The 19,561-nt window shown below is 71.4% G+C and carries 19 protein-coding genes; 6 read left to right on the forward strand and 13 right to left on the reverse strand.

The genetic code is table 11. The features are described from left to right. Positions 1-359: 359 nt before the first annotated feature. On the reverse strand, positions 360-956 hold the full coding sequence (locus ACIBEJ_RS50035) for an HAD family hydrolase (protein ID WP_397190115.1): 597 nt from the start codon (positions 954-956) through the stop codon (positions 360-362). A 22-nt stretch (positions 957-978) separates the two neighbouring features. Between ACIBEJ_RS50035 and ACIBEJ_RS50040 the strand changes: the two genes are divergently transcribed. Beyond that, complete coding sequence (locus ACIBEJ_RS50040) at positions 979-2,391, forward strand: glycosyltransferase family 39 protein (protein ID WP_397190116.1); 1,413 nt, start codon at positions 979-981, stop codon at positions 2,389-2,391. Positions 2,392-2,519: 128 nt separating this feature from the next. Beyond that, positions 2,520-3,680 carry a glycerophosphodiester phosphodiesterase gene (locus ACIBEJ_RS50045; protein WP_397190117.1) on the forward strand — a complete coding sequence of 387 codons (1,161 nt, stop codon included), beginning with the start codon at positions 2,520-2,522 and terminating at the stop codon, positions 3,678-3,680. A 51-nt stretch (positions 3,681-3,731) separates the two neighbouring features. Here ACIBEJ_RS50045 and tyrS read toward each other — a convergent pair whose 3' ends face one another. Next, entirely contained in the window at positions 3,732-4,994 is a 1,263-nt protein-coding gene (gene tyrS / locus ACIBEJ_RS50050) for a tyrosine--tRNA ligase (RefSeq protein ID WP_397190118.1), read from the reverse strand. An 84-nt stretch (positions 4,995-5,078) separates the two neighbouring features. Here tyrS and ACIBEJ_RS50055 point away from each other — a divergent pair, with 84 nt between their 5' ends. Continuing rightward, a complete protein-coding gene (locus ACIBEJ_RS50055; RefSeq protein ID WP_397190119.1) occupies positions 5,079-5,480 on the forward strand; it encodes a PH domain-containing protein in 402 nt (133 codons plus the stop codon). Here the strand turns inward: ACIBEJ_RS50055 and ACIBEJ_RS50060 are convergent. From ACIBEJ_RS50060 to argC, 9 genes are read right to left on the reverse strand one after another with little or no spacing between them, the layout of a single operon-like run. After that, positions 5,420-6,097: a DNA-3-methyladenine glycosylase gene (locus ACIBEJ_RS50060; RefSeq protein ID WP_397190120.1), complete on the reverse strand. Its 678-nt coding sequence runs from the start codon at positions 6,095-6,097 to the stop codon at positions 5,420-5,422. The two genes, ACIBEJ_RS50055 and ACIBEJ_RS50060, sit on opposite strands and share 61 nt — an antisense overlap. Beyond that, positions 6,079-7,536 carry an argininosuccinate lyase gene (gene argH / locus ACIBEJ_RS50065; protein WP_397190121.1) on the reverse strand — a complete coding sequence of 486 codons (1,458 nt, stop codon included), beginning with the start codon at positions 7,534-7,536 and terminating at the stop codon, positions 6,079-6,081. Before argH ends, ACIBEJ_RS50060 begins: the two co-directional genes overlap by 19 nt. A gap of 8 nt (positions 7,537-7,544) precedes the next feature. Continuing rightward, positions 7,545-8,744, reverse strand: coding sequence for an argininosuccinate synthase (locus ACIBEJ_RS50070; RefSeq protein WP_397190122.1), 1,200 nt, complete (start codon positions 8,742-8,744; stop codon positions 7,545-7,547). Between the two features lie 57 nt (positions 8,745-8,801). Continuing rightward, complete coding sequence (locus ACIBEJ_RS50075) at positions 8,802-9,308, reverse strand: arginine repressor (protein ID WP_379627459.1); 507 nt, start codon at positions 9,306-9,308, stop codon at positions 8,802-8,804. Position 9,309: 1 nt separating this feature from the next. Continuing rightward, positions 9,310-10,227 carry an ornithine carbamoyltransferase gene (gene argF, locus ACIBEJ_RS50080; RefSeq protein ID WP_397190123.1) on the reverse strand — a complete coding sequence of 306 codons (918 nt, stop codon included), beginning with the start codon at positions 10,225-10,227 and terminating at the stop codon, positions 9,310-9,312. Then, on the reverse strand, positions 10,224-11,390 hold the full coding sequence (locus ACIBEJ_RS50085) for an acetylornithine transaminase (protein ID WP_397190124.1): 1,167 nt from the start codon (positions 11,388-11,390) through the stop codon (positions 10,224-10,226). Before ACIBEJ_RS50085 ends, argF begins: the two co-directional genes overlap by 4 nt. Then, positions 11,390-12,262, reverse strand: coding sequence for an acetylglutamate kinase (gene argB, locus ACIBEJ_RS50090; protein WP_397190125.1), 873 nt, complete (start codon positions 12,260-12,262; stop codon positions 11,390-11,392). The genes ACIBEJ_RS50085 and argB overlap by 1 nt, the downstream gene beginning before the upstream one ends. After that, the gene (gene argJ / locus ACIBEJ_RS50095; protein ID WP_397190126.1) at positions 12,259-13,410 is read right to left on the reverse strand and encodes a bifunctional glutamate N-acetyltransferase/amino-acid acetyltransferase ArgJ; all 1,152 of its coding nucleotides are present in this window, start codon (positions 13,408-13,410) and stop codon (positions 12,259-12,261) included. Before argJ ends, argB begins: the two co-directional genes overlap by 4 nt. Then, positions 13,407-14,429 (reverse strand): N-acetyl-gamma-glutamyl-phosphate reductase, encoded by a 1,023-nt coding sequence (gene argC / locus ACIBEJ_RS50100; RefSeq protein ID WP_397190127.1) that lies wholly within the window; start codon positions 14,427-14,429, stop codon positions 13,407-13,409. The genes argJ and argC overlap by 4 nt, the downstream gene beginning before the upstream one ends. Positions 14,430-14,656: 227 nt before the next feature. Between argC and ACIBEJ_RS50105 the strand changes: the two genes are divergently transcribed. Next, positions 14,657-16,318: a class I adenylate-forming enzyme family protein gene (locus ACIBEJ_RS50105; protein ID WP_397190128.1), complete on the forward strand. Its 1,662-nt coding sequence runs from the start codon at positions 14,657-14,659 to the stop codon at positions 16,316-16,318. Here the strand turns inward: ACIBEJ_RS50105 and ACIBEJ_RS50110 are convergent. Further along, the gene (locus ACIBEJ_RS50110; RefSeq protein WP_397190129.1) at positions 16,307-17,428 is read right to left on the reverse strand and encodes a winged helix DNA-binding domain-containing protein; all 1,122 of its coding nucleotides are present in this window, start codon (positions 17,426-17,428) and stop codon (positions 16,307-16,309) included. The genes ACIBEJ_RS50105 and ACIBEJ_RS50110 overlap by 12 nt on opposite strands. A 20-nt stretch (positions 17,429-17,448) precedes the next feature. Beyond that, positions 17,449-18,543 (reverse strand): hypothetical protein, encoded by a 1,095-nt coding sequence (locus ACIBEJ_RS50115; protein ID WP_397190130.1) that lies wholly within the window; start codon positions 18,541-18,543, stop codon positions 17,449-17,451. Between the two features lie 176 nt (positions 18,544-18,719). On the opposite strand from ACIBEJ_RS50115, the gene ACIBEJ_RS50120 reads away from it, so the two are divergent. Together ACIBEJ_RS50120 and ACIBEJ_RS50125 are read left to right on the forward strand one after the other, a co-directional pair. Continuing rightward, on the forward strand, positions 18,720-19,130 hold the full coding sequence (locus ACIBEJ_RS50120) for a hypothetical protein (RefSeq protein ID WP_397190131.1): 411 nt from the start codon (positions 18,720-18,722) through the stop codon (positions 19,128-19,130). Between the two features lie 16 nt (positions 19,131-19,146). Further along, on the forward strand, positions 19,147-19,500 hold the full coding sequence (locus ACIBEJ_RS50125) for a nuclear transport factor 2 family protein (RefSeq protein WP_397190132.1): 354 nt from the start codon (positions 19,147-19,149) through the stop codon (positions 19,498-19,500). Positions 19,501-19,561: the final 61 nt, after the last annotated feature.

Here is a 19,561-nt window from a genome sequence, read left to right on the forward strand (position 1 = left end):
TGAACCAAGCAAATCTCATCAATACAGACGAGGTGTTGCATGAAACTTCATGCACTGGCTTTTAACACACTGTTGAGTTCTCAAGAAACGGTGTTCCGTTGTGCCTTTATTCTTTCACCCGGCTTGTTTCCTGTCAAATCGTTTGAATTCGACGTTTCACAAATTCCGAGCAGCAAGAAGCCCTTAAAACTTACCGTGCCATCATGGGCGTGTCGAATCAACGGATTTTCCGGTGGCTCTACGCGTACCCGAGACGGAGTCTCAAGGGGTTGTGCCCTGGGGCCCGTCCGCCTGACACGGCGTCCGGATCGCTCCCGGGGCGAAAACAAAGACTAGGTCGCGATCGGCGCGACGTCAAATCACCACGTCGGCGCGGCGCCGACCAGCTTCCTGACCTGCGCGGCCGACGTGAACACCGCCGCCGCCATCCCCACCTCCCGCGCCGCCCGCACGTTCACCTCGTTGTCGTCGAGGAACAGGATCCGCTCCACCGGCACCCCGAGCTGCTCGGCCGCGACCTCGTAGGCCCGCGGGTCCGGCTTGGCCACCCCGATCCGGCAGGAGAACGTCCGCGCGGCGAAGCGCTCCAGCCAGGCGCTGCGCTCCCACACCGGGACCAGGTCCTCGATGATGTTCGACAGCAGGCCGAGGGTCCGGCCGGCGTCGGCCAGCTCGTTCACCAGCGCCACCATCTCGGGGTCGGACTGCGACCAGCTCTCCAGGTCGGCCTCGATCAGCGCGGGCACGTCGGCGAAGGCGGTCCCGAGGCGCGTGGCGACGTTCGCCCAGTACGCCTCGCTGCCCAGCCCCGCGTCGTACTCGGGACGGCAGTCCCAGTAGGCGCTCCAGAACCGCTCCCCCGGCACCCCCGCCAGGTTCACGATCCGCTCCCGCGCCTGCTCAGTCTGTGTGCGGGCGATAACCCCATAAAGGTCGAACAGAATCACGTCGCTCATGTTTCGACAGTATTCTTCCCCGGTGACTGCCACGATCATCCGCCCAGCCCCGCCGGCGACCCGCGCGTACGCCTGGCTCCCCTGGCCGATGGCCGCACTGGCAGCCGCCGTGGCGCTGTCCGGCTCCGGCGTCGCCTCGCTCAACGGCGACGAGCTCGCCACGGTGAGCGCGGCGCGGCGCTCACTGGCCGGGCTGTGGGAACTGTCGCAGCACATCGACGGCCATTTTCTGCCGTACTACCTCTTCATGCACCTGTGGGTGAAGGCCGGCACCGCGGAGCTGTGGCTGCGCCTGCCCTCGGCGCTGGCGATCGGCGTCGCCGCCTGGTTCCTGACCGATCTGGGCCGCCGCCTGAGCGGGACGACCGCGGGCGTGACGGCCGCGGTGATCTTCACGGCGCTACCCTCCGTGTCGTATTACGGGGCCTTCGCCCGGTCCTACGCGTTCGCCGCAGCCGCGGTGGTCTTCGCCTTCTGGGCACTGCACCGGGCGATCGAGGAGCCGCGCCGTACCGGACGCTGGGTCCTTTACGGCGGGGCGGTCGCGCTCGTGTGCTGCACCCATCTGTTCGCCGTGCTCACGTTGCCCGCGCACCTGCTGCTCGCGCGCCGCGCGACCTGGGTGCGCATGCTGGCGGCACTCGCCATAGGCGGCCTGCCCGCCGTCGCCCTCGGTCTGATCGGGTACGGCGAGCGCCACGCCATCAGCTGGATCCCCCAGCGCGGCCCCGACATCCTGCTCAAGTTCCCCAAGATGGCGGCGGACTCGATGGAGGTCGGTCTGCTGCTGTTCGCGGTGGCGCTGGCCGGGGCGGCGCTGACGTGGCGCGCGAAGGAGACGCCCGCGCTGCTGGCCTGGCTGGTGCTGCCGCCGGTGCTGCTGCTGGCGGTCTCCCATCTGGTGACACCTGTGTACGTGGACCGCTACCTCTTTGTCACCACTCCGGCGCTGGCCCTCCTGGCGGGGCTGGCCGCGGCGAGCGTGCCCCGGCTTCCCGTCGTCGCGGGGGCGGTGCTGGCGGGGGTGACGATCGCGCTGGCCGTACCGGCTCATCTGGACGTGCGCGACTACAACGGGCGTTATGCCGACTTCCCCGGAGCGCTCGCCAGGATCAAGACGCGGCCCGGCGACGCGCTCGTCTACGGCCAGAGCTCCGAGCGCAAGGGCGTGCTCTACTACGCCGACAAGCCGCTGCCCGACGACGTGCTCCTGGGGTCCCCGGAGCCGGAGGCGCACGGCTTCGCCTGGCCGGAGCGTGACGACGTGGCCGCCGCGCTGGAAGGGCGCGAGCGGGTCTGGATGCTGTGGCGCGGGGCGAGGACGGCGAAGCTGCCGCGGATCGCGGCCGTGCGGGAGGCGGGCTTCGAGCAGGCCTCCGCCTGGCATTCGGCGGAGATCCCCGGCATCACGGTGGCGCTGTTCACGCGTCGCTGAACCCTGAGCGAGCTTGTCATCCGAAGTTTCGCGGTTATTGGCCCAAATCGAGGTTTCGGTCCATACCATAATCGCCGCGGTGATCGACCGGTGAGAGTCTCCGGCGCTGGCGCCGCAGGGAGTTCCACGTGCGAAAGATCGCAGCGACCACGCTCGCCGTCCTGACCCCTCTCACCGGAGCGGGAGCGAGCGCGGCCTCCGCCGACGACCACCGTCCCGAGCAGGTCGTGGTCATCGGCCACCGCGGCTCGGCCGGGCACCGTCCCGAGCACACCCAGGGCAGCTACGAGCTAGCGGTGGCCATGGGCGCCGACTGGATCGAGCCCGACCTGGTGCCGACCAAGGACCACGTGCTGGTCGTGCGGCACGAGAACGAGATCTCCGGCACCACCGACGTCTCGGCGCGATCGGAGTTCGCCGGGCGCAGGACCACGAAGGTCGTCGACGGGCGCAACGTCACCGGCTGGTTCACCGAGGACTTCACGCTGGCCGAGCTCAAGACGCTGCGCGCGGTGGAGCGGCTGCCGGCCATTCGCCAGCGCAACACGGTCTACAACGGCTACTACCAGGTCATGACCTTCCAGGAGGTGCTCGACCTGGCCAAGAAGCTCTCCAAGAAGTACGACCGCGAGGTCGGCGTCTTCCCCGAGACCAAGCATCCGACCTATTTCCGCTCGATCGGGCTGCCGCTGGAGGAGAAGCTGATCGAGACGGTCCGGCGCAACGGGCTGAACCGGCCGCGCGGGCCCGTGGTGGTGCAGTCGTTCGAGCCGTCGAGCCTCAAGCGGGTGGCCGGCGCGCTGCGGGTGCCGCTGTGGCAGGCACTGGGGACGACGGGCCAGCCGTACGACCTGAAGGCGGAGGGCGACCCGACGACATACGCCGACATGATGAAGCCCGAGGGACTGGCGAAGATCGCCGACTACGCGCAGTGGATCGGACCGGACAAGTCCTCGGCCATCCCCCTGAACCCGGACGGCAGCACCGGCGCCCCCACCTCGCTCGTCGCCGACGCGCACAAGGCCGGCCTCAAGATCGGCGTGTACACGTTCCGGAGCGAGAACCAGTACCTGCCGCTGCAACTGCGGCGCGGCGCGGTGCCGACCGAGCACGGTGACGCGCTGGCGGAGTACCGGGCGCATCTGGCGCTGGGCGTGGACGCCTTCGTCACGGACTACCCGGACACCGCGGCGCTGGCGCGCGGCGAGCGTACCCGGCCGCACGGGCAGACCCCGGCCGATCGGCTGGCCCCGCTCAACGCCGACGAGCCCGAGGAGGGGCGGCACTGACGGCAAAGAGACGGGCCCGCCCCCTGTGCTGGGGGCGGGCCCGTCCGCGTCTCAGCCGACCTCGACGCCGCCGATCGACTTCTTGCCGCGGCGCAGCACCAGGAAGCGGCCCTGCAGCAGGTCGTCGGCCGTGGGCACGTACGCCTCGTCGGTGATCTTCACGTTGTTGAGGTAGGCGCCGCCCTCCTTGACCGCGCGCCTGGCCGCCGACTTCGACTCCACCAGCCCGCTCTCGGCCAGCAGATCGACGAACGGGGCGCCGAGCGCGGGCACGGCCGCCTTGGGCACCTCCGACAGCGCCGCCCCGAGCGTGGCGGCGTCGAGCTCCTCCAGCGAGCCCTGCCCGAACAGCGCCTTGGACGCCGCCTGCACCTTGACCAGTTCGTCGGCGCCGTGCAGCAGCGTGGTGAACTCCTCGGCCAGCGCCCGCTGCGCCTCACGGGCGAAGGGCCGCTCGGCGACGGACTTCTCCAGCGCCTCGATCTCCTCGCGCGAGCGGAAGCTGAAGATCTTGAGGAACTTCACGATGTCGCGGTCGTCGGAGTTGAGCCAGAACTGGTAGAAGGCGTAGGGCGAGGTCATCTCGGAGTTGAGCCACACCGCGCCGCCGGCGGTCTTGCCGAACTTGGTGCCGTCGGCCTTGGTGATCAGCGGGACGGTCAGGGCGTGCACGTGCGCGCCCTCGACCCGCCTGATGAAGTCGACGCCCGCGGTGATGTTGCCCCACTGGTCGCTGCCGCCGAGCTGCAGCGTGCAGCCGAAGCGGCGGTAGAGCTCCAGGTAGTCGTTGGACTGCAGCAACTGGTAGCTGAACTCGGTGTAGCTGAGCCCCTCGCCGGCCAGGCGCGCCGCGACGACCTCGCGGGCGAGCATGCGGTTGACCGGGAAGTGCTTGCCGACGTCGCGCAGGAAGTCGATCGCCGACAGCCCGGCGGTCCAGTCGAGGTTGCTGACCATGACGCCGCGCGCCTCGTCGGAAAGGTCGAGGAAGCGCTCCACCTGCACCCGGATCTTCGCCACCCACTCGGCCACGACCTCGGCCGGGTTGAGCGCCCGCTCGGTGCTGCGCCCGCCCGGGTCGCCGATGAGGCCGGTGGCGCCGCCGACCAGGCCGATGGCCCGGTGGCCCGCCTGCTGGATCCTGGCCAGCGTGAACAGCGGCACCAGGTTGCCCACGTGCAGAGAGGGCGCGGTGGGGTCGAACCCGCAATAGGCCGTGATCGGACCCGTCGCCAGCGACGCGCGCAGGGCGTCGAGGTCGGTGGACTGCGCGATCAGGCCGCGCCAGGCGAGGTCATCGAGAATGTCGGTCACGATCTCGGCTTTCCAGGTAGTGGTTGTGGGTACCAGCCTGCCCGATCCATACGGATGCGCGCCACTTGGATACGCTCGGTCTCCATGTGGAAGGTCCGTCGCGAGCTGGCCGCTCTCAAGATCCTAGGGGCTGTCGTGTGTGCGGCTCTCGCCGTCTACTGGTGGCTGGCGGGAGACACCCGCGGGATGATCCTGGCCGTCCCCGCGACGCTGCTGGTCGGCGCCATGGCGCTGCGCGACCTCCTGGTCCCGGTACGGCTGAGCGCCGACGAGAGCGGCATCACGGTCGTCCAGGGGTACGCCGGCCACAGGCACGTGCCGTGGGAGCAGATCCAGGACGTCAAGGTGGACGTGCGCACCCGGTTCGGCCTGCGCAGCGAGATGCTGGAGATCGACACCGGGGACAACCTGCACATCTTCAGCCCTCACGAGCTGGGCGTGTCCCCCACCGAGGTGGCCGCCGCGCTGCGCCGCCGGGGTACGTGAGCCTTGTAGGGCGAGACGGTCGGGTCACCGTCGATCCAGAAGCGCCACGGCACGTCCTTGGCGGTGGAGATCCCGGTGCGCGGCCCGGACCTGACCAGGCCGGGCTCGGGCGGCTCGCCCGCGTACACGGCGAGGGCGCCTGAGCCGGTGTGGATGGCGTCGAGCCCGTTGTGCTCGCGGTGCAGGCCGAGCGCGACCGCGAGCCGGGCGGGGCCGCGCGCGAGGTCGCGCTCGGGCAGCCGCCTGGCCGCCGCGCCGGGGGCGGTCCGCCGCGAGCGGGCGGTGTCCGCGCCCTCGACGATCTCCCCCGCGCGCAGCAGCACCGCGGAGCCGTGGTCCTCGGGCAAGCAGACCAGGTTGGCGCAGTAGTGCATGCCGTAGGTGAAGTACACGTACAGGTGGCCGGGCGGGCCGAACATCACGGCGTTGCGCGGCGTCTTGCCCCGGTAGGTGTGGGCCGCCGGGTCCTCGCCCGGCCCGCCGTACGCCTCGACCTCGGTCAGGCGCAGGGCGACGGGGCCGTGGACGAGGACGCGCCCGAGCAGGTCGGGCGCGACCTCGTGCGAGGGCCGGTCGAAGAAGGAGCGCGGCAGCGGCTTCAGGATCCGGCCGCCCAAGCGGCCTGCGCGTCGACGGCCTCGCGCAGCGTGACGAGCTGGTCGCGGACCCGGTCGGGCGCGGTGCCGCCGGGCGCCTTGCGGGCGGCCAGGGCGCCGGGCACGTTGAGGACGTCGCGCACGTCGGGGGTCAGGTGCGGGGAGACCTTGAGCAGGTCCTCGTCGCTGACGTCGCCGAGCTCGACGTCGTTGACCTGGCAGTAGACGACCAGGTGGCCGACGGCCTCGTGGGCGTCGCGGAAGGCGACGCCCTTGCGGACGAGCAGCTCGGCCAGGTCGGTGGCCAGGGCAAAGCCGTCGGAGGCGGTGGCCCGCAGCCGGGCGGTGTTGACCCGCATGGTGGCCACGAGCCCGGCCATCGCGGGCAGCACGAGCAGGAGGGTGTCGACGGAGTCGAACACCGGCTCCTTGTCCTCCTGCAGGTCGCGGTTGTAGGTGAGCGGCAGGCCCTTCAGCACGGTCAGCAGCGACATGAGGTTGCCGATCAGGCGGCCGGACTTGCCGCGGGCCAGCTCCGCCACGTCGGGGTTCTTCTTCTGCGGCATGATCGAGGAGCCGGTGGAGTAGGCGTCGTCCATCTCGATCCAGCGGAACTCCTGCGAGGCCCACAGGACGATCTCCTCGCCCAGCCGCGACAGGTGCATGCCGATCATCGCGGCGTCGAAGAGGAACTCGGCGGCGAAGTCGCGCTCGGCGACGGCGTCCATGGAGTTGGGCGCGGCCGAGGAGAAGCCGAGCTCGTCGGCGACGGCCTCGGGGTCGAGCGGCAGCGACGAGCCGGCCAGGGCGCCGGCGCCGAGCGGGGAGACCGCGGCGCGCTTGTCCCAGTCGGTGAGGCGGTCGATGTCGCGGGCGAAGGCGTGCACGTGGGCGAGCAACTGGTGGCCGAAGGAGACCGGCTGGGCGTGCTGCAGGTGCGTCATGCCCGGGGCGGCGGTCTCGGCGTGCTGCTCGGCCTGCGCCATGAGCGCCGTCTCCAGCTCGACGAGCCTGAAGACGATCGTGCGGGCGTGGTCGCGCAGGTAGAGCCGCAGGTCGGTGGCGATCTGGTCGTTGCGCGAGCGTCCCGCGCGCAGCTTGCCGCCGAGCGCGCCGAGGCGCTCCAGCAGGCCGCGTTCCAGGGCCGTGTGCACGTCCTCGTCGGCGACGGTGGGCCGGAACTCGCCCGACTTGCAGGCGGCCTCCAGGTCGTCGAGCGCGCCGATCATGCGCTCGAGCTCGTCCTGCGTGAGCAGCCCCGCCCGGTGCAGGACCCGCGCGTGCGCCCTGGACGCGGCCAGGTCGTACGGCACGAGCCGCCAGTCGAAGTGCACGCTCACCGACAGCCGGGTCAGCGCGTCGGCCGGACCACCTTCGAAGCGTCCGCCCCACAGCCTCATCGGCTTTCCATCACTCACCGTCAGCTCCTCAATCTCCACAGCGAAGTCCTCCGCGACCATAGTGCACCTCAGGCCCGGTTGGCGTCCCGGGCGGCCGCGATCTTCGCGGGCAGCGAGAAGAGCTGCACGAATCCCTTGGCCAGCGACTGGTCGAAGGTGTCGCCGGTGTCGTAGGTGGCCAGCGAGAAGTCGTACAGCGACTCCTGTGAGCGCCGGCCGGTGACCACGGCCTTGCCGGCGTGCAGCGTCATCCGGATGTCGCCGCTGACGTGCTTCTGGGCCTCGTCGATGAGCGCGTCCAGGGCGTCCTTCAGCGGCGAGAACCACAGTCCGTCGTAGACGAGCTCGCTCCAGCGCTGGTCCACGCCCCGCTTGAAGCGCGCCAGGTCCCGCTCAACGGTGACGTTCTCCAGCTCCATGTGGGCGGCGATGAGGGCGAGGGCGCCCGGCGCCTCGTAGACCTCACGCGACTTGATGCCGACCAGGCGGTCCTCGACCATGTCGATGCGGCCCACGCCCTGCGCGCCGGCGCGGGCGTTCATCTCCGCGACGATCTGGTACGGCGTCAGCGCCCGCCCGTCGAGCTTGACCGGCACGCCCGCCTCGAACGTGATGACGACCTCGTCGGCGGCGCGCGGCTGGGCCGGGTCGGCGGTGTAGGCGTAGACGTCCTCGGTGGGGCCGTTCCAGATGTCCTCCAGGAAGCCGGTCTCGACGGCGCGGCCCCACAGGTTCTGGTCGATGGAGAACGGGTTCTTCTTGCTGGTCTCGATCGGCAGGTTCCTCGACTCGGCGTACTCGATGGCCTTGTCGCGGGTCCAGGCGAAGTCGCGGGCGGGCGCGACGACGCGCAGGTCGGGGGCGAGGGCGGCGAGGCCGGCCTCGAAGCGGACCTGGTCGTTGCCCTTGCCGGTGCAGCCGTGGGAGACGATCGTGCCGCCGTAGCGCTTGGCGGCGCTCACCAGGTGCTTGACGATGAGCGGGCGCGAGAGCGAGGAGACCAGCGGGTAGCGGTCCATGTAGAGCGCGTTGGCGCGCAGCGCGGGCAGGCAGAAGTCGGCGGCGAACTCCTCCTTCGCGTCGACGACGACGGACTCGGCCGCGCCGCAGTCGAGGGCGCGCTTCTGGATGACGTCCATGTCCTCGCCGCCCTGGCCGAGGTCGACCGCGACGGCGATCACCTCGGCGTTCATCTTCTCGGCGAGGTACGGGATGGCGACGGAGGTGTCGAGGCCGCCGGAGTAGGCGAGGACCACTTTCTCGGTCATGGTGATGTCTCCTGGTTGGTCGCTGACGATGGCGTGAACAGCCCGCGGTGACGCGGGCTAGCTTCGTCGGTCGGCCACCTTGAGCAGCGACTGCGCGACGCCGGCGCCGCCCTGCGGGTCGCGGGCGATGACCAGGACGGTGTCGTCGCCGGCCACGCAGCCGAGGATCGACTCCCAGTCGGCGTGGTCGATGGCCGAGGCGAGGAACTGAGCCGCGCCCGGCGGGGTCTTCACGATGACCAGGTTCGCGCTGGCCTCGGCCGAGACCAGAAGCTCCTCGGCGATGCGGTGGAGCCTGGCGGCCGGGGTCTCGCCGGTGCCGAGCCTGGCCAGCGGGATGCGGCCGCCGCCCTCGCCGGGCAGCGCGTACACCAGCGAGCCGTCCTCGGCGCGCAGTTTGAGCGCGCCGAGCTCGTCGAGGTCGCGCGAGAGCGTCGCCTGGGTGACCTCGACGCCGCTCTCGGCCAGCAGCTTGGCCAGCTCGGGCTGCGAGCGGACGGCCTGCCGCTGCAGTAGCTCGGTGATCTTCGCCTGGCGGGCGACCTTGGTCATCGGGATGGTCATGTCAGTTGCCCACCAGCCAGTGCAGCAGCGCCTTCTGGGCGTGCAGGCGGTTCTCCGCCTGGTCCCAGACGGCGCTGCGCGGGCCGTCGAGGACGTCGGCGGTGATCTCGTAGCCGCGGTAGGCGGGCAGGCAGTGCAGGACGATCGCGTCGCCCGCGGCGTAGGCGAGGAGCTCGTCGTTGACCTGGAAGGGCATGAGGGCGGCGACGCGCGCGTCCTTGCCGTCCTGGCCCATGGAGACCCAGGTGTCGGTGGCGATGACGTGCGCGCCCTGGACGGCGGCGGCCGGGTCGCTCAGCGAGAGCACGGAGCCGCCGGTCCTGGCGGCGATGGCGGCGGCCCGGTCGAGGACGACGGCGTCGGGCTGGTAGCCGTTGGGCGCGCCGACGCGTACGTGCATGCCGGCGGTGGCGCCGCCCAGCAGGTAGGAGTGGGCCATGTTGTTGGCGCCGTCGCCGACGTAGGCGAGGGTCTGGCCCTTGGCGGTGCCGAAGCGCTCGCGGACGGTCTGCAGGTCGGCGAGGATCTGGCAGGGGTGGTAGGCGTCGGTCAGCGCGTTGACGACCGGGACCGCGGTGCCCGCGGCCATCGCCTCGATGCGCTCCTGGCCGGAGGTGCGCCAGACGATGGCGGCGCACTGGCGTTCCAGGACGCGGGCGCTGTCCTCGATCGGCTCGCCGCGGCCCATCTGGGAGGAGCCGCCGTCGATGATCAGGGGCAGGCCGCCCAGCTCGCCGATACCGACGGCAAAGGAGACGCGGGTCCTGGTGGAGGGCTTGTCGAACAGGACGGCGACGGTCTTCGGCCCTTCGAAGGGGCGGTAGCCGTGGCGGTCCTTCTTCATGGCGGCGGCCAGGTCCAGCACCTCGGCCTGCTCGGCCGGGCTGAGGTCGTCGTCCTTAAGGAAGTGCCTGGTCATGGGGTGGCCTCGGTGAGGATCTTGGGGAAGGCGGCCACGAAGGACTGCACCTCGGAGTCGGTGACCACGAGCGGGGGCGCGAGCCGTACCGCGTCGGGCTGCAGGGCGTTGACCAGGAAGCCGGCGTCGGCGGCGGCCCGCTGCACGGCGGCGGAGACGTCGGAGGTCAGGACGGCGGCCAGCCACAGGCCGCGGCCGCGCACGCCCTTCAGCAGCGGGTGCTCGATCGCCTCCAGGCCGGTGCGGAGCTGGGTGGCGACCTTCTGCACGTGTTCGAGGTCCACGTTCTCCAGTACGGCCAGCGCCGCCGCGCACGCGACGGGGTTGCCGCCGAAGGTGGAGCCGTGGTCGCCCTTGGCGAACAGGTCGCCGCTCTCGCCGAAGCCGACGCAGGCGCCGATGGGCAGCCCGCCGCCCAGGCCCTTGGCCAGTGTGAGGATGTCGGGGACGACGCCGTCGGCCTGGTGGGCGAACCAGTGGCCGGTGCGTCCGATGGCCGACTGGATCTCGTCGGCGACCATGAGCGCGCCGGTGGAGTCGCAGACCTCCCTGACGGCCTGGAAGTAGCCGTCGGGCGGCGGGACGACGCCGGCCTCGCCCTGGGTGGGCTCCATGAAGACCGCGATGCACTCGCCGGTGACCGCCTCGCGCAGGGCGGCGGCGTCGCCGTAGGGGACGAACCTGACCTCGACGGGGAACGGGCCGAACGGCTCGCGGATAGCCTTCTTGCCGGTCAGCGACAGGGCGCCGATGGTGCGGCCGTGGAAGCCGTTCTCGGCGGCGACGAAGTAGCGGCGCCCCTCGCGCCGGCCGTGCTTGAGCGCGAGCTTGTACGCGGCCTCGTTGGCCTCGGCGCCGGAGTTGGCCAGGAAGACCTTGGCGGGTTCCTTGAGCAGGCCGAGCAGTTTCTCCGCCAGCAGGATCTCGGGCTCGTGCAGGAAGAGGTTGGAGGTGTGCGCCAGGGTGGCGACCTGCTTGGAGACCGCCTCGACGAGGGCCGGGTGGGCGTGGCCGAGGGAGCTGACCGCGATGCCGCCGATGAAGTCGAGGTATCGCCTGCCGTCGACGTCCCACACCGCGCTGCCCTCGCCGCGCGCCAGCGCGACGGGCGGGACGCCGTAGTTCGGCATGAACGACTTCTCGAACCTCTCGAAGAGAGACATCAGGGCATCACCATGGTTCCGATTCCTTCGTCGGTGAAGATCTCGAGCAGCAGGGAGTGCGGGACGCGGCCGTCGAGGACGTGGGCGTGGTTCACGCCGCCCTGGACCGCGGTCAGGCAGGCGCCCATCTTGGGCACCATGCCGCTGGACAGGGTGGGCATCAGCTCTTCGAGCTCGGCGGCCTTGAGCTTGCCGATGACGTCGCTGTCGTCGGGCCAGTTGGCGTACAGGCCCTCGACGTCGGTCAGGACGACGAGCTTCTCGGCCTTGAGCGCCACGGCCAGCGCGGCGGCGGCGGTGTCGGCGTTGACGTTGAAGATCTCGCCGTCCTCGCCGCGCGCGACGCTGGAGACGACCGGGATGCGGCCGTCGTCCAGGAGCGCGCTCAGGGCGCCGGCGTCGACGTGGACGATCTCGCCGACCTGGCCGATGTCGACCTTCTCGCCGTCGACGACGGCGTGCTTGCGCTCGGCGGTGAACAGGTTGGCGTCCTCGCCCGACAGGCCGACCGCGAACGGGCCGTGCCGGTTGACCAGGCCGACCACCTCGCGGTTGACCTGGCCGACGAGGACCATCCTGACGACCTCCATGGCCTCGGGGGAGGTCACGCGCAGCCCGGCGGTGAAGGTCGACTCGATGCCGTGCAGGTCGAGCGCCTTGCTGATCTGGGGGCCGCCGCCGTGGACGACGACTGGCTTGAGGCCGGCGTAGCGCAGGAAGACGACGTCCTCGGCGAAGGCCGCCTTGAGCGAGTCCTCGGTCATGGCGTTGCCGCCGTACTTGATCACGACGGTGGCGCCCTGGAAGCGGGCCAGCCAGGGCAGCGCCTCGATCAGGGCGGCGGCCTTGGTGTGCGCGGAGGCCGACCTCATGTGGAGTACGCCGAGTTCTCGTGGACGTAGTCCGCGGTCAGGTCGGTGGTGTGGATCGTGGCCGTGCTCGCGCCCGCCGACAGGTCGATGGTGATGGTGACGTCGCGGGGGCGCATGTCCACCTTGTCGCGGTCGTCGCCGACGGCGCCGCCCCGGCAGATCCACACGCCGTTGATGGCGACGTTGAGGCGCTCGGGCTCGAAGACGGCGTCGGTGGTGCCGACGGCGGCCAGGACGCGGCCCCAGTTGGGGTCCTCGCCGTGGATGGCGCACTTGAGCAGGTTCGAGCGGGCGACGGTGCGGCCGACCTTGACCGCGTCGTCCTCGGAGGCGGCGCCGACGACCTCGATGGCGATGGCCTTGGAGGCGCCCTCGGCGTCCACGAGGAGCTGCCTGGCCAGGTCCGCGCAGACCTCGGTGACCTTCTCCTCGAACTCCTTCAGCGGCGGCTTGACCTGCGCGGCGCCGGAGGCCAGCAGCAGGACGGTGTCGTTGGTCGACATGCAGCCGTCGGCGTCGAGCCGGTCGAAGGTCTTGGCGGTGGCCCCGCGCAGGACCGTGTCGAGCTCCGCGCTGGTCAGGTCGGCGTCGGTGGTCAGCACGACGAGCATCGTGGCCAGCGCGGGGGCCAGCATGCCGGCGCCCTTGGCCATGCCGCCGACCATGTAGCCGTCGCCGCGCTTGAAGGAGATCTTGGAGACGGTGTCGGTGGTCCTGATCGCGTCGGCGGCGGCCAGGCCGCCGTCGCGGGAGAGCTGCTCGGCGGCCGTCTCGACGCCGCCGAGCAGCGCGTCCATGGGCAGCCGCTCGCCGATCAGGCCCGTCGAGCAGACCGCGATCTCGCCGGCCGAGTCCTGGAGCGCCGCGGCCACCTTCTCCGCTGTGGCGTGGGTGTCCTGGAACCCCTCGGGCCCGGTGCAGGCGTTGGCGCCGCCGGAGTTGAGCACGACCGCACGGACCCTGCCGCCGCGCAGGACCTGCTCCGACCACAGCACGGGGGCGGCCTTCACGCGGTTGGCGGTGAAGACGCCCGCGGCGGCGCGCGCGGGTCCTTCGTTGACGACGAGGGCCAGGTCGCGGTTGCCGCTTGCCTTGATGCCCGCGGCGATTCCCGCGGCCTTGAAGCCGAGCGGGGCGGTCACACTCATGGAGCAACTCCTGTCAGGGGGAGGCCGAGCTCTTCCGGCAGGCCGCAGGCGAGGTTGACGCTCTGGATCGCGCCTCCGGCGGTGCCCTTGGTGAGGTTGTCGATGGCGATGACGGCGATCACGCGCCCGGCGCGCTCGTCGAGCGTCACCTGCAGGGCGGCGGTGTTGGCGCCGTAGGTCATCGCGGTGGCGGGCCAGACGCCCTCGGGCAGCAGGTTCACGAACGGTTCCGTGGCGAGCGTCTCGTGGTAGGCGGCGCGCAGCGCCTGCCTGGTCAGTCCGGGTACGGCGGGAGCCGTACAGGTGGCCAGGATGCCGCGGCTCATCGGGGCCAGCGTCGGGGTGAAGGAGACCCGCACCCCGGTGCCCGCGACCGCGCCGAGGCTCTGTTCCATCTCGGGGGTGTGCCGGTGGACGCCGCCGACGCCGTAGGCGCTGACCGAGCCCATGACCTCGCTGCCGAGCAGGTTCTGCTTGAGCGACTTGCCGGCGCCGCTGGTGCCGGAGGCGGCGACCACGACGACGTCGGGCTCGGCCAGGCCGGCGGCGAAGGCGGGGTAGAGGGCGAGAGTCACGGCGGTCGGGTAGCAGCCGGGTACGGCGATGCGCCGGGCGCCCTTGAGCGCCTCGCGCTGGCCGGGCAGCTCCGGCAGCCCGTACGGCCAGCTACCGGCGTGCTCGCCGCCGTAGAACTCGCGCCACGCGGCGGGGTCGGTGAGCCGGTGGTCGGCGCCGCAGTCGACGACGATGGTGTCGGGCCCGAGTTCGGCGGCGACGGCGGCCGAACGGCCGTGCGGCAGGGCCAGGAAGACGACGTCGTGGTCGGCGAGGGTCCGCGGGGTGGTTTCCTCGACGATCCGGTGGGCAAGCTGGGGCAGGTGCGGCTGGTGGGCGCCGAGCGGGGTGCCCGCGCTGGCGGCCGCGGTGAGCGCGCCGATCCGCAGTTTGGGGTGGCCGAGCAGCAGGCGGAGGAGTTCTCCGCCGGCGTAGCCGCTGGCACCGGCGATGGCCGCCCTCATCCGTCCTCCTGCATGTTCATGCACTGTAACTCATGTTCTTGCTTAGAAAGATGATGCACAACAGAGGATGAACATGCAAGTGAGATCGGCCTTCCGGTCCACATGGTGAGATCGGACAAATCACCCATATCCTGCATAACCACTCACAGAACAAGGCTCTAGCCTTACGTACCTACTGGTCGGTACTGTGAATGTCCGGATCGCCGAGCCACGCGGGAGTTCTGCGCATGTCCATCAGCCACGCCCAGGTCCAGGCCCAGCTCACCGGCCCCGGCCAGCTCTTCGAGACCGAGGAGATCGGCGACACGGGCGTCCGCACGTGGAAGCACGCGCCCGCTCACTTCAGGGCGCTGCTGGAGATGAGCCGCTTCCACGGGGACAAGGTCTTCCTCGTCTACGAGGACGAGCACATCACGTTCGAGGAGCACTTCCGCCGCGCCGCCACGCTCGCCGGCCGGCTCGTCTCCGACTACGGCGTGGCCAAGGGCGACCGGGTGGCCATCGCCATGCGCAACTACCCGGAATGGGTGGTCTCCTTCTCGGCGGCCCTGGCCGCCGGGGCGATTGCCGTACCGCTGAACGCGTGGTGGACCGAGCAGGAGCTCGCCTACGGCGTGCGGGACTCCGGCGCGAAGGTCCTCATCGCCGACGGCGAGCGCGCGGCGCGGCTGACCGGCACCGGCGTCCCGCTGATCGTCGCACGCGGCGAGGCGCCCGAAGGAACGCGCTCCTTCGAGGAGGTGATGGGCGAGGTCGACGCCGGCGTCACGCTGCCCGCCGTCGAGCTGGGCCCCGAGGACCCGGCCACGATCTTCTACACCTCCGGCACGACCGGGCAGCCCAAGGGCGCGCTCGGCAGCCACCGCAACCTCGGCCAGTCCCCCATGACCGTCGCCTACGGGCTGCTGCGCGCGGTCGCCCTGGCCGGCAAGGACGTCGGCGCCGCGGCCGGGGTGCGTAGGGTGACGCTGCTGACGGTGCCGCTGTTCCACGTGACCGGCTGCTTCTCGGCGCTGACCACGACCATGTTCAGCGGCGGCGGGCTGGTGCTCATGTACAAGTGGGACGCCGGCCAGGCCCTGCAGCTCATCGAGCGCGAGAAGGTCACCGCGATGATCGGCGTGCCGACCAACGCCTGGCAGCTCATGTCCCACCCCGACTTCGGCAAGCGCGACCTGTCCTCGCTCACCACGCTCGGCTACGGCGGCGCCCCCGCCCCGCCCAAGCTGCTGGAGCGCATCAACCAGAACATGCCCGAACGCTCGGCCTCCAACGGCTACGGCATGACCGAGACCACCGCGCTGGCCATCGGCAACGGCGGCCCCGACTACCAGGCCAGGCCCGACAGCATCGGCCTGCCCTCCGCGGTCGTGGACGTCAGGGTCGTCGACCCCATGGGCGCGACGCTGGCCGCGGGCGAGGTCGGCGAGCTGTGCGTACGCGGACCCAACGTCATCATGGGCTACTGGAACAAGCCGCAGGCCACCGCCGAGACCTTCGTCGGCGGCTGGCTCCACACCGGCGACCTGGCCAGGATCGACGAGGACGGCTTCGTCTACATCGTCGACCGGGCCAAGGACATGGTCATCAGGGGCGGTGAGAACGTCTACTGCGCCGAGGTCGAGGCCGCGCTCTTCGAGCACCCTGCGGTGGACGACGCCGCGGTCATCGGCGTGCCCCACGACGAGCTGGGCGAGGAGGTCGGCGCCGTGGTACGGCTCAAGCCGGGCACCGCCACCACGCCGGAGGAGATCCGGTCGTTCCTGGCCGAGCGGATCGCCAAGTTCAAGATCCCGGCCCACTTCTGGTTCAGGGACGACGAACTGCCCCGCAACCCGGGGGGCAAGATCCTCAAGACGCACCTGCGGCGCGAGGTCCTAGGCGGCTAGCAGGCGCGTCTCGCCCTGGGGGAGCTTGGCCCACCAGTGGGCGTACCGGCGGTAGACGCCGGGGTCGCGCCCGGCCAGGAACCTCACCAGGTCCTCGGCCTCGGCCGCCAGCCCCGACCAGTCCCGTTCCCGCAGCGGCACGAACGCGGTCGCCTCGATGCCGCCCTCGGCCGGCCGCCAGACCCCGGCGACCCGGCCGTCGACCAGCAGGGTCGGCAGCACGTCGCCGTTCTGGCGGGTGACCAGGCGGCGCAGGTCCGGCGGGATGACCCGGCTGCGGTCGGAGTAGGCCAGCAGGACGCTGTCCCACATGGGCAGCAGTCTCGGCGGGGCCGGGGTGTCCTCCTCGGGGAGGTCGCCGCCGGGCACGTCGTACAGGACGGTAGCGTCCGGGCCCTCGAACCGCTCGAAGCCGGTCGTCGCGGCGCGGATCACCGGCCTGGTCAGCAGGGTGAACTGGGCGATGTCGGCCACCGACGCCGGTCCGAACGCCTCCAGGTAGCGGTGGACCAGGTGGCGTACCGACTGCTGCCGCTCCTCGGCGGCCAGGCGCGGCAGGCGGGTCGCGGTGAAGGCGCCCCGCGCGCCGAACGACCAGGGGCCGCCGGTCGGCACGTGGTGCAGCGGCGCGAACGTGCGCAGCGCCCACCACATGCGCGGCCGGTGCTCGCCCAGGCGCTCGCGGATCAGCTCCTCGATCTCCGGCTTGGTGCGCGGCGCCGCGGCGTACTCCAGCAGGTGGGGCAGGAGCGCGTCGGCGTCGGCGACGCTCAGCCCCTCGCCGGTGTAGCGCCGGTCGCCCAGGCGCGCGCCGCGCAGGCTCGGCGCCATCGCGTTGTGGAAGGCCGGGTAGTCCCCGGCGTGGACGGCGTGCAGCGTGATGCGCATCAGCGTGGACTTGACCACCTCCTGCCCGGCGAAGGCCGCGTCGAGCCCGGCCGGGTCGAAGCCCGCCAGCCTGTTCCACAGCGCCAGGTACGGCGAGGCCGCCTCCTGGGCCTGCAACGCGACGACCCTGCGCACGCCCTCGGCCGCGGTCATCGGCTCGCGGCGCAGGAGCAGTTGCCTGGCCAGCGTCGCCCGGTTCAGCCTGTTCATCGTCAGCCGCACGCCCCGCAGCCTAACGGCGCTCAGCCTCCGGCGTGCTCGGCGACCGCCCGGGTGGGCGGGACGACCGTGGGCAGGCGCGGGCCGTCGAAGTAGCCGGGCTTGTGCGTGCGCAGCAGCGCCTGCCCGCTGCGCTCCCACAGGAACCCGGGCCGGCCCAGCAGCCCCGCGAACACCGCCCCGGCCTTGGCGGGGTCGCGCTCGGCCAGGCGGACGATCGGCACCGGCGAGACCGCGTCCCCCTTGAGGTAGGACGTCACCAGCTCCCGGCCCTCGCGCCTGACCACCAGGCCGGGCCGCTCGAAGATCTCCGCCAGCCGGGCGAACTCGGCGTAGTAGCCCAGGCCGTCGTTCTCGTCGAAGATCAGGGCCACGCTCTCCGCGCGCGACACGTGCTCGGGGATCTCGGCGTCGGCCCGCCCGCCCAGCCGTTCGGCCTGGTAGCCGAGGTAGCCGCGGATCTTGCCCGCCACCTCCGCCCCGGCCATCACCACCTGGTCGGAGCCGAAGTAGGAGATGAAGCAGCGGCGCTGCTCGGCCTGCGTGCGCCGGGCGGCGGCCAGCAGGCCGGGGTTGCGGTAGGCGGCGGCCGGGTTCTCCAGCGCCACGTGCGCGGCCGCCGCGAGCAGCGTCCCGCGCGCCTGCGCGGTGTGGACCGACGGGGTGGCGCTGATCAGCCAGCCGGGCCCGAGCGGGATGAGCCTGCCGACCACGAACATGCCCTCGGCCAGCGGGGCGAACGCCTCCTCGCCCAGGTTGGACAGCGTGCGGTAGGTCAGCTCGTCCACGTGGTTGAACAGGATGAGCGCGGGACCGTCGAACCCCGTCACCTCCAGGACGCCCTCCACGACGTCCTTCCAGCCCAGCAGCAGCTCGCGGTCGGTCTGGTCGAGGCCGGGGTGCTCGTCCACGAACCGGTCGAGCACCGTGCCGCCGCCGGCGAGCCGGTGCTGGTGCACGAAGTAGTCGATGGGCAGGAAGGCGTTGGCCTCGTCCCTGGGCGGCTCGCCGGCGTAGAAGCGGTCGAGCACGGCGGTCAGCTCCCGCTGGAACCTGCCGGACGTCGCGTAGTGCACCAGCTCGGACTTGAGCTCCCGCGCGCGGGCCAGCAGCTCCATCGTTCACTCCTCGTGTCGGGTTGATGGCAAAGAGACAGTAACGAGGAGGACGGCGCGGCGGGCCACGTTCCCGATTACTCCAGGGATGTCGCCTCCATTACCTCGCGCGTAATCGCGCAGGTTATGCCGTCGATGGCACGGTTCTCGTGTCGGAACCACCAGCGAGGAGAACCGAGATGACCGCCGTACCCGTCACCGCCGACCGGACCAAGTTCCTGCGCACCGTGCTCGTCCTGGACGCCGCCGTCACCGGCGCCAACGGCCTGGCCTACCTGGTCGCCGCGCCGCTGCTGAGCGAGCTCCTGGGCCCTGAGACCGGACTGCTGCGGGCGCTCGGCGCCTTCTTGCTCGCGTACGGCGCCGCCGTGGCCGTCCTCGGCACCAGGCGCGAGATCAGCCCCGCGGGCACCAAGGCCGTGATCGGCGTCAACATCGTCTGGACGCTGGCCAGCGTGGCCGCGGTGGCGTTCGGGATGCTGGCGTTCACCACGATGGGCGCCGTGTGGGGCATCGTCCAGGCGTTGACGGTCGGCGCGCTGGCCGAGCTGCAGATCATGGGCCTGCGCAAGGCCCGCCGCCAGGTCTGAGAGAGGACGAGACACCATGGAGAACCTGGTCAAGCGCTACCTGGCCGCCTGGAACGAGGCCGACGCCGGCGCCCGCGCCGAGGCCGTCGCCGAGCTGTGGGCCGAGGACGGCGCCTACACCGACCCGCTGGCCGCCGTCACCGGGCACGAGGCGATCGCCGCGGTGATCGCCGGGGCGCGGGAGATGTTTCCCGGCATGGTCTTCACCCCGGGTGAGATGTTCGAGACCCACCACAACGTGGCCCGCTTCACCTGGCACCTCGGCGCTCCAGGGGCCGAGCCGATCGCCGACGGGTTCGACGTGGCGGAGCTGGACGAGGACGGCAGGATCCGCCGGGTCCTGGGCTTCTTCGACAGGGTCCCCGCCTGAACCCCTTGGCCAGGCCCTCCCGGTCGCCGGGAGGGCCTTTCCGTGTGCGGCCGCTTCCCGG

It is taken from the genome of Nonomuraea sp. NPDC050790 (assembly GCF_044456745.1).
Taxonomy (GTDB): Bacteria; Actinomycetota; Actinomycetes; order Streptosporangiales; family Streptosporangiaceae; genus Nonomuraea.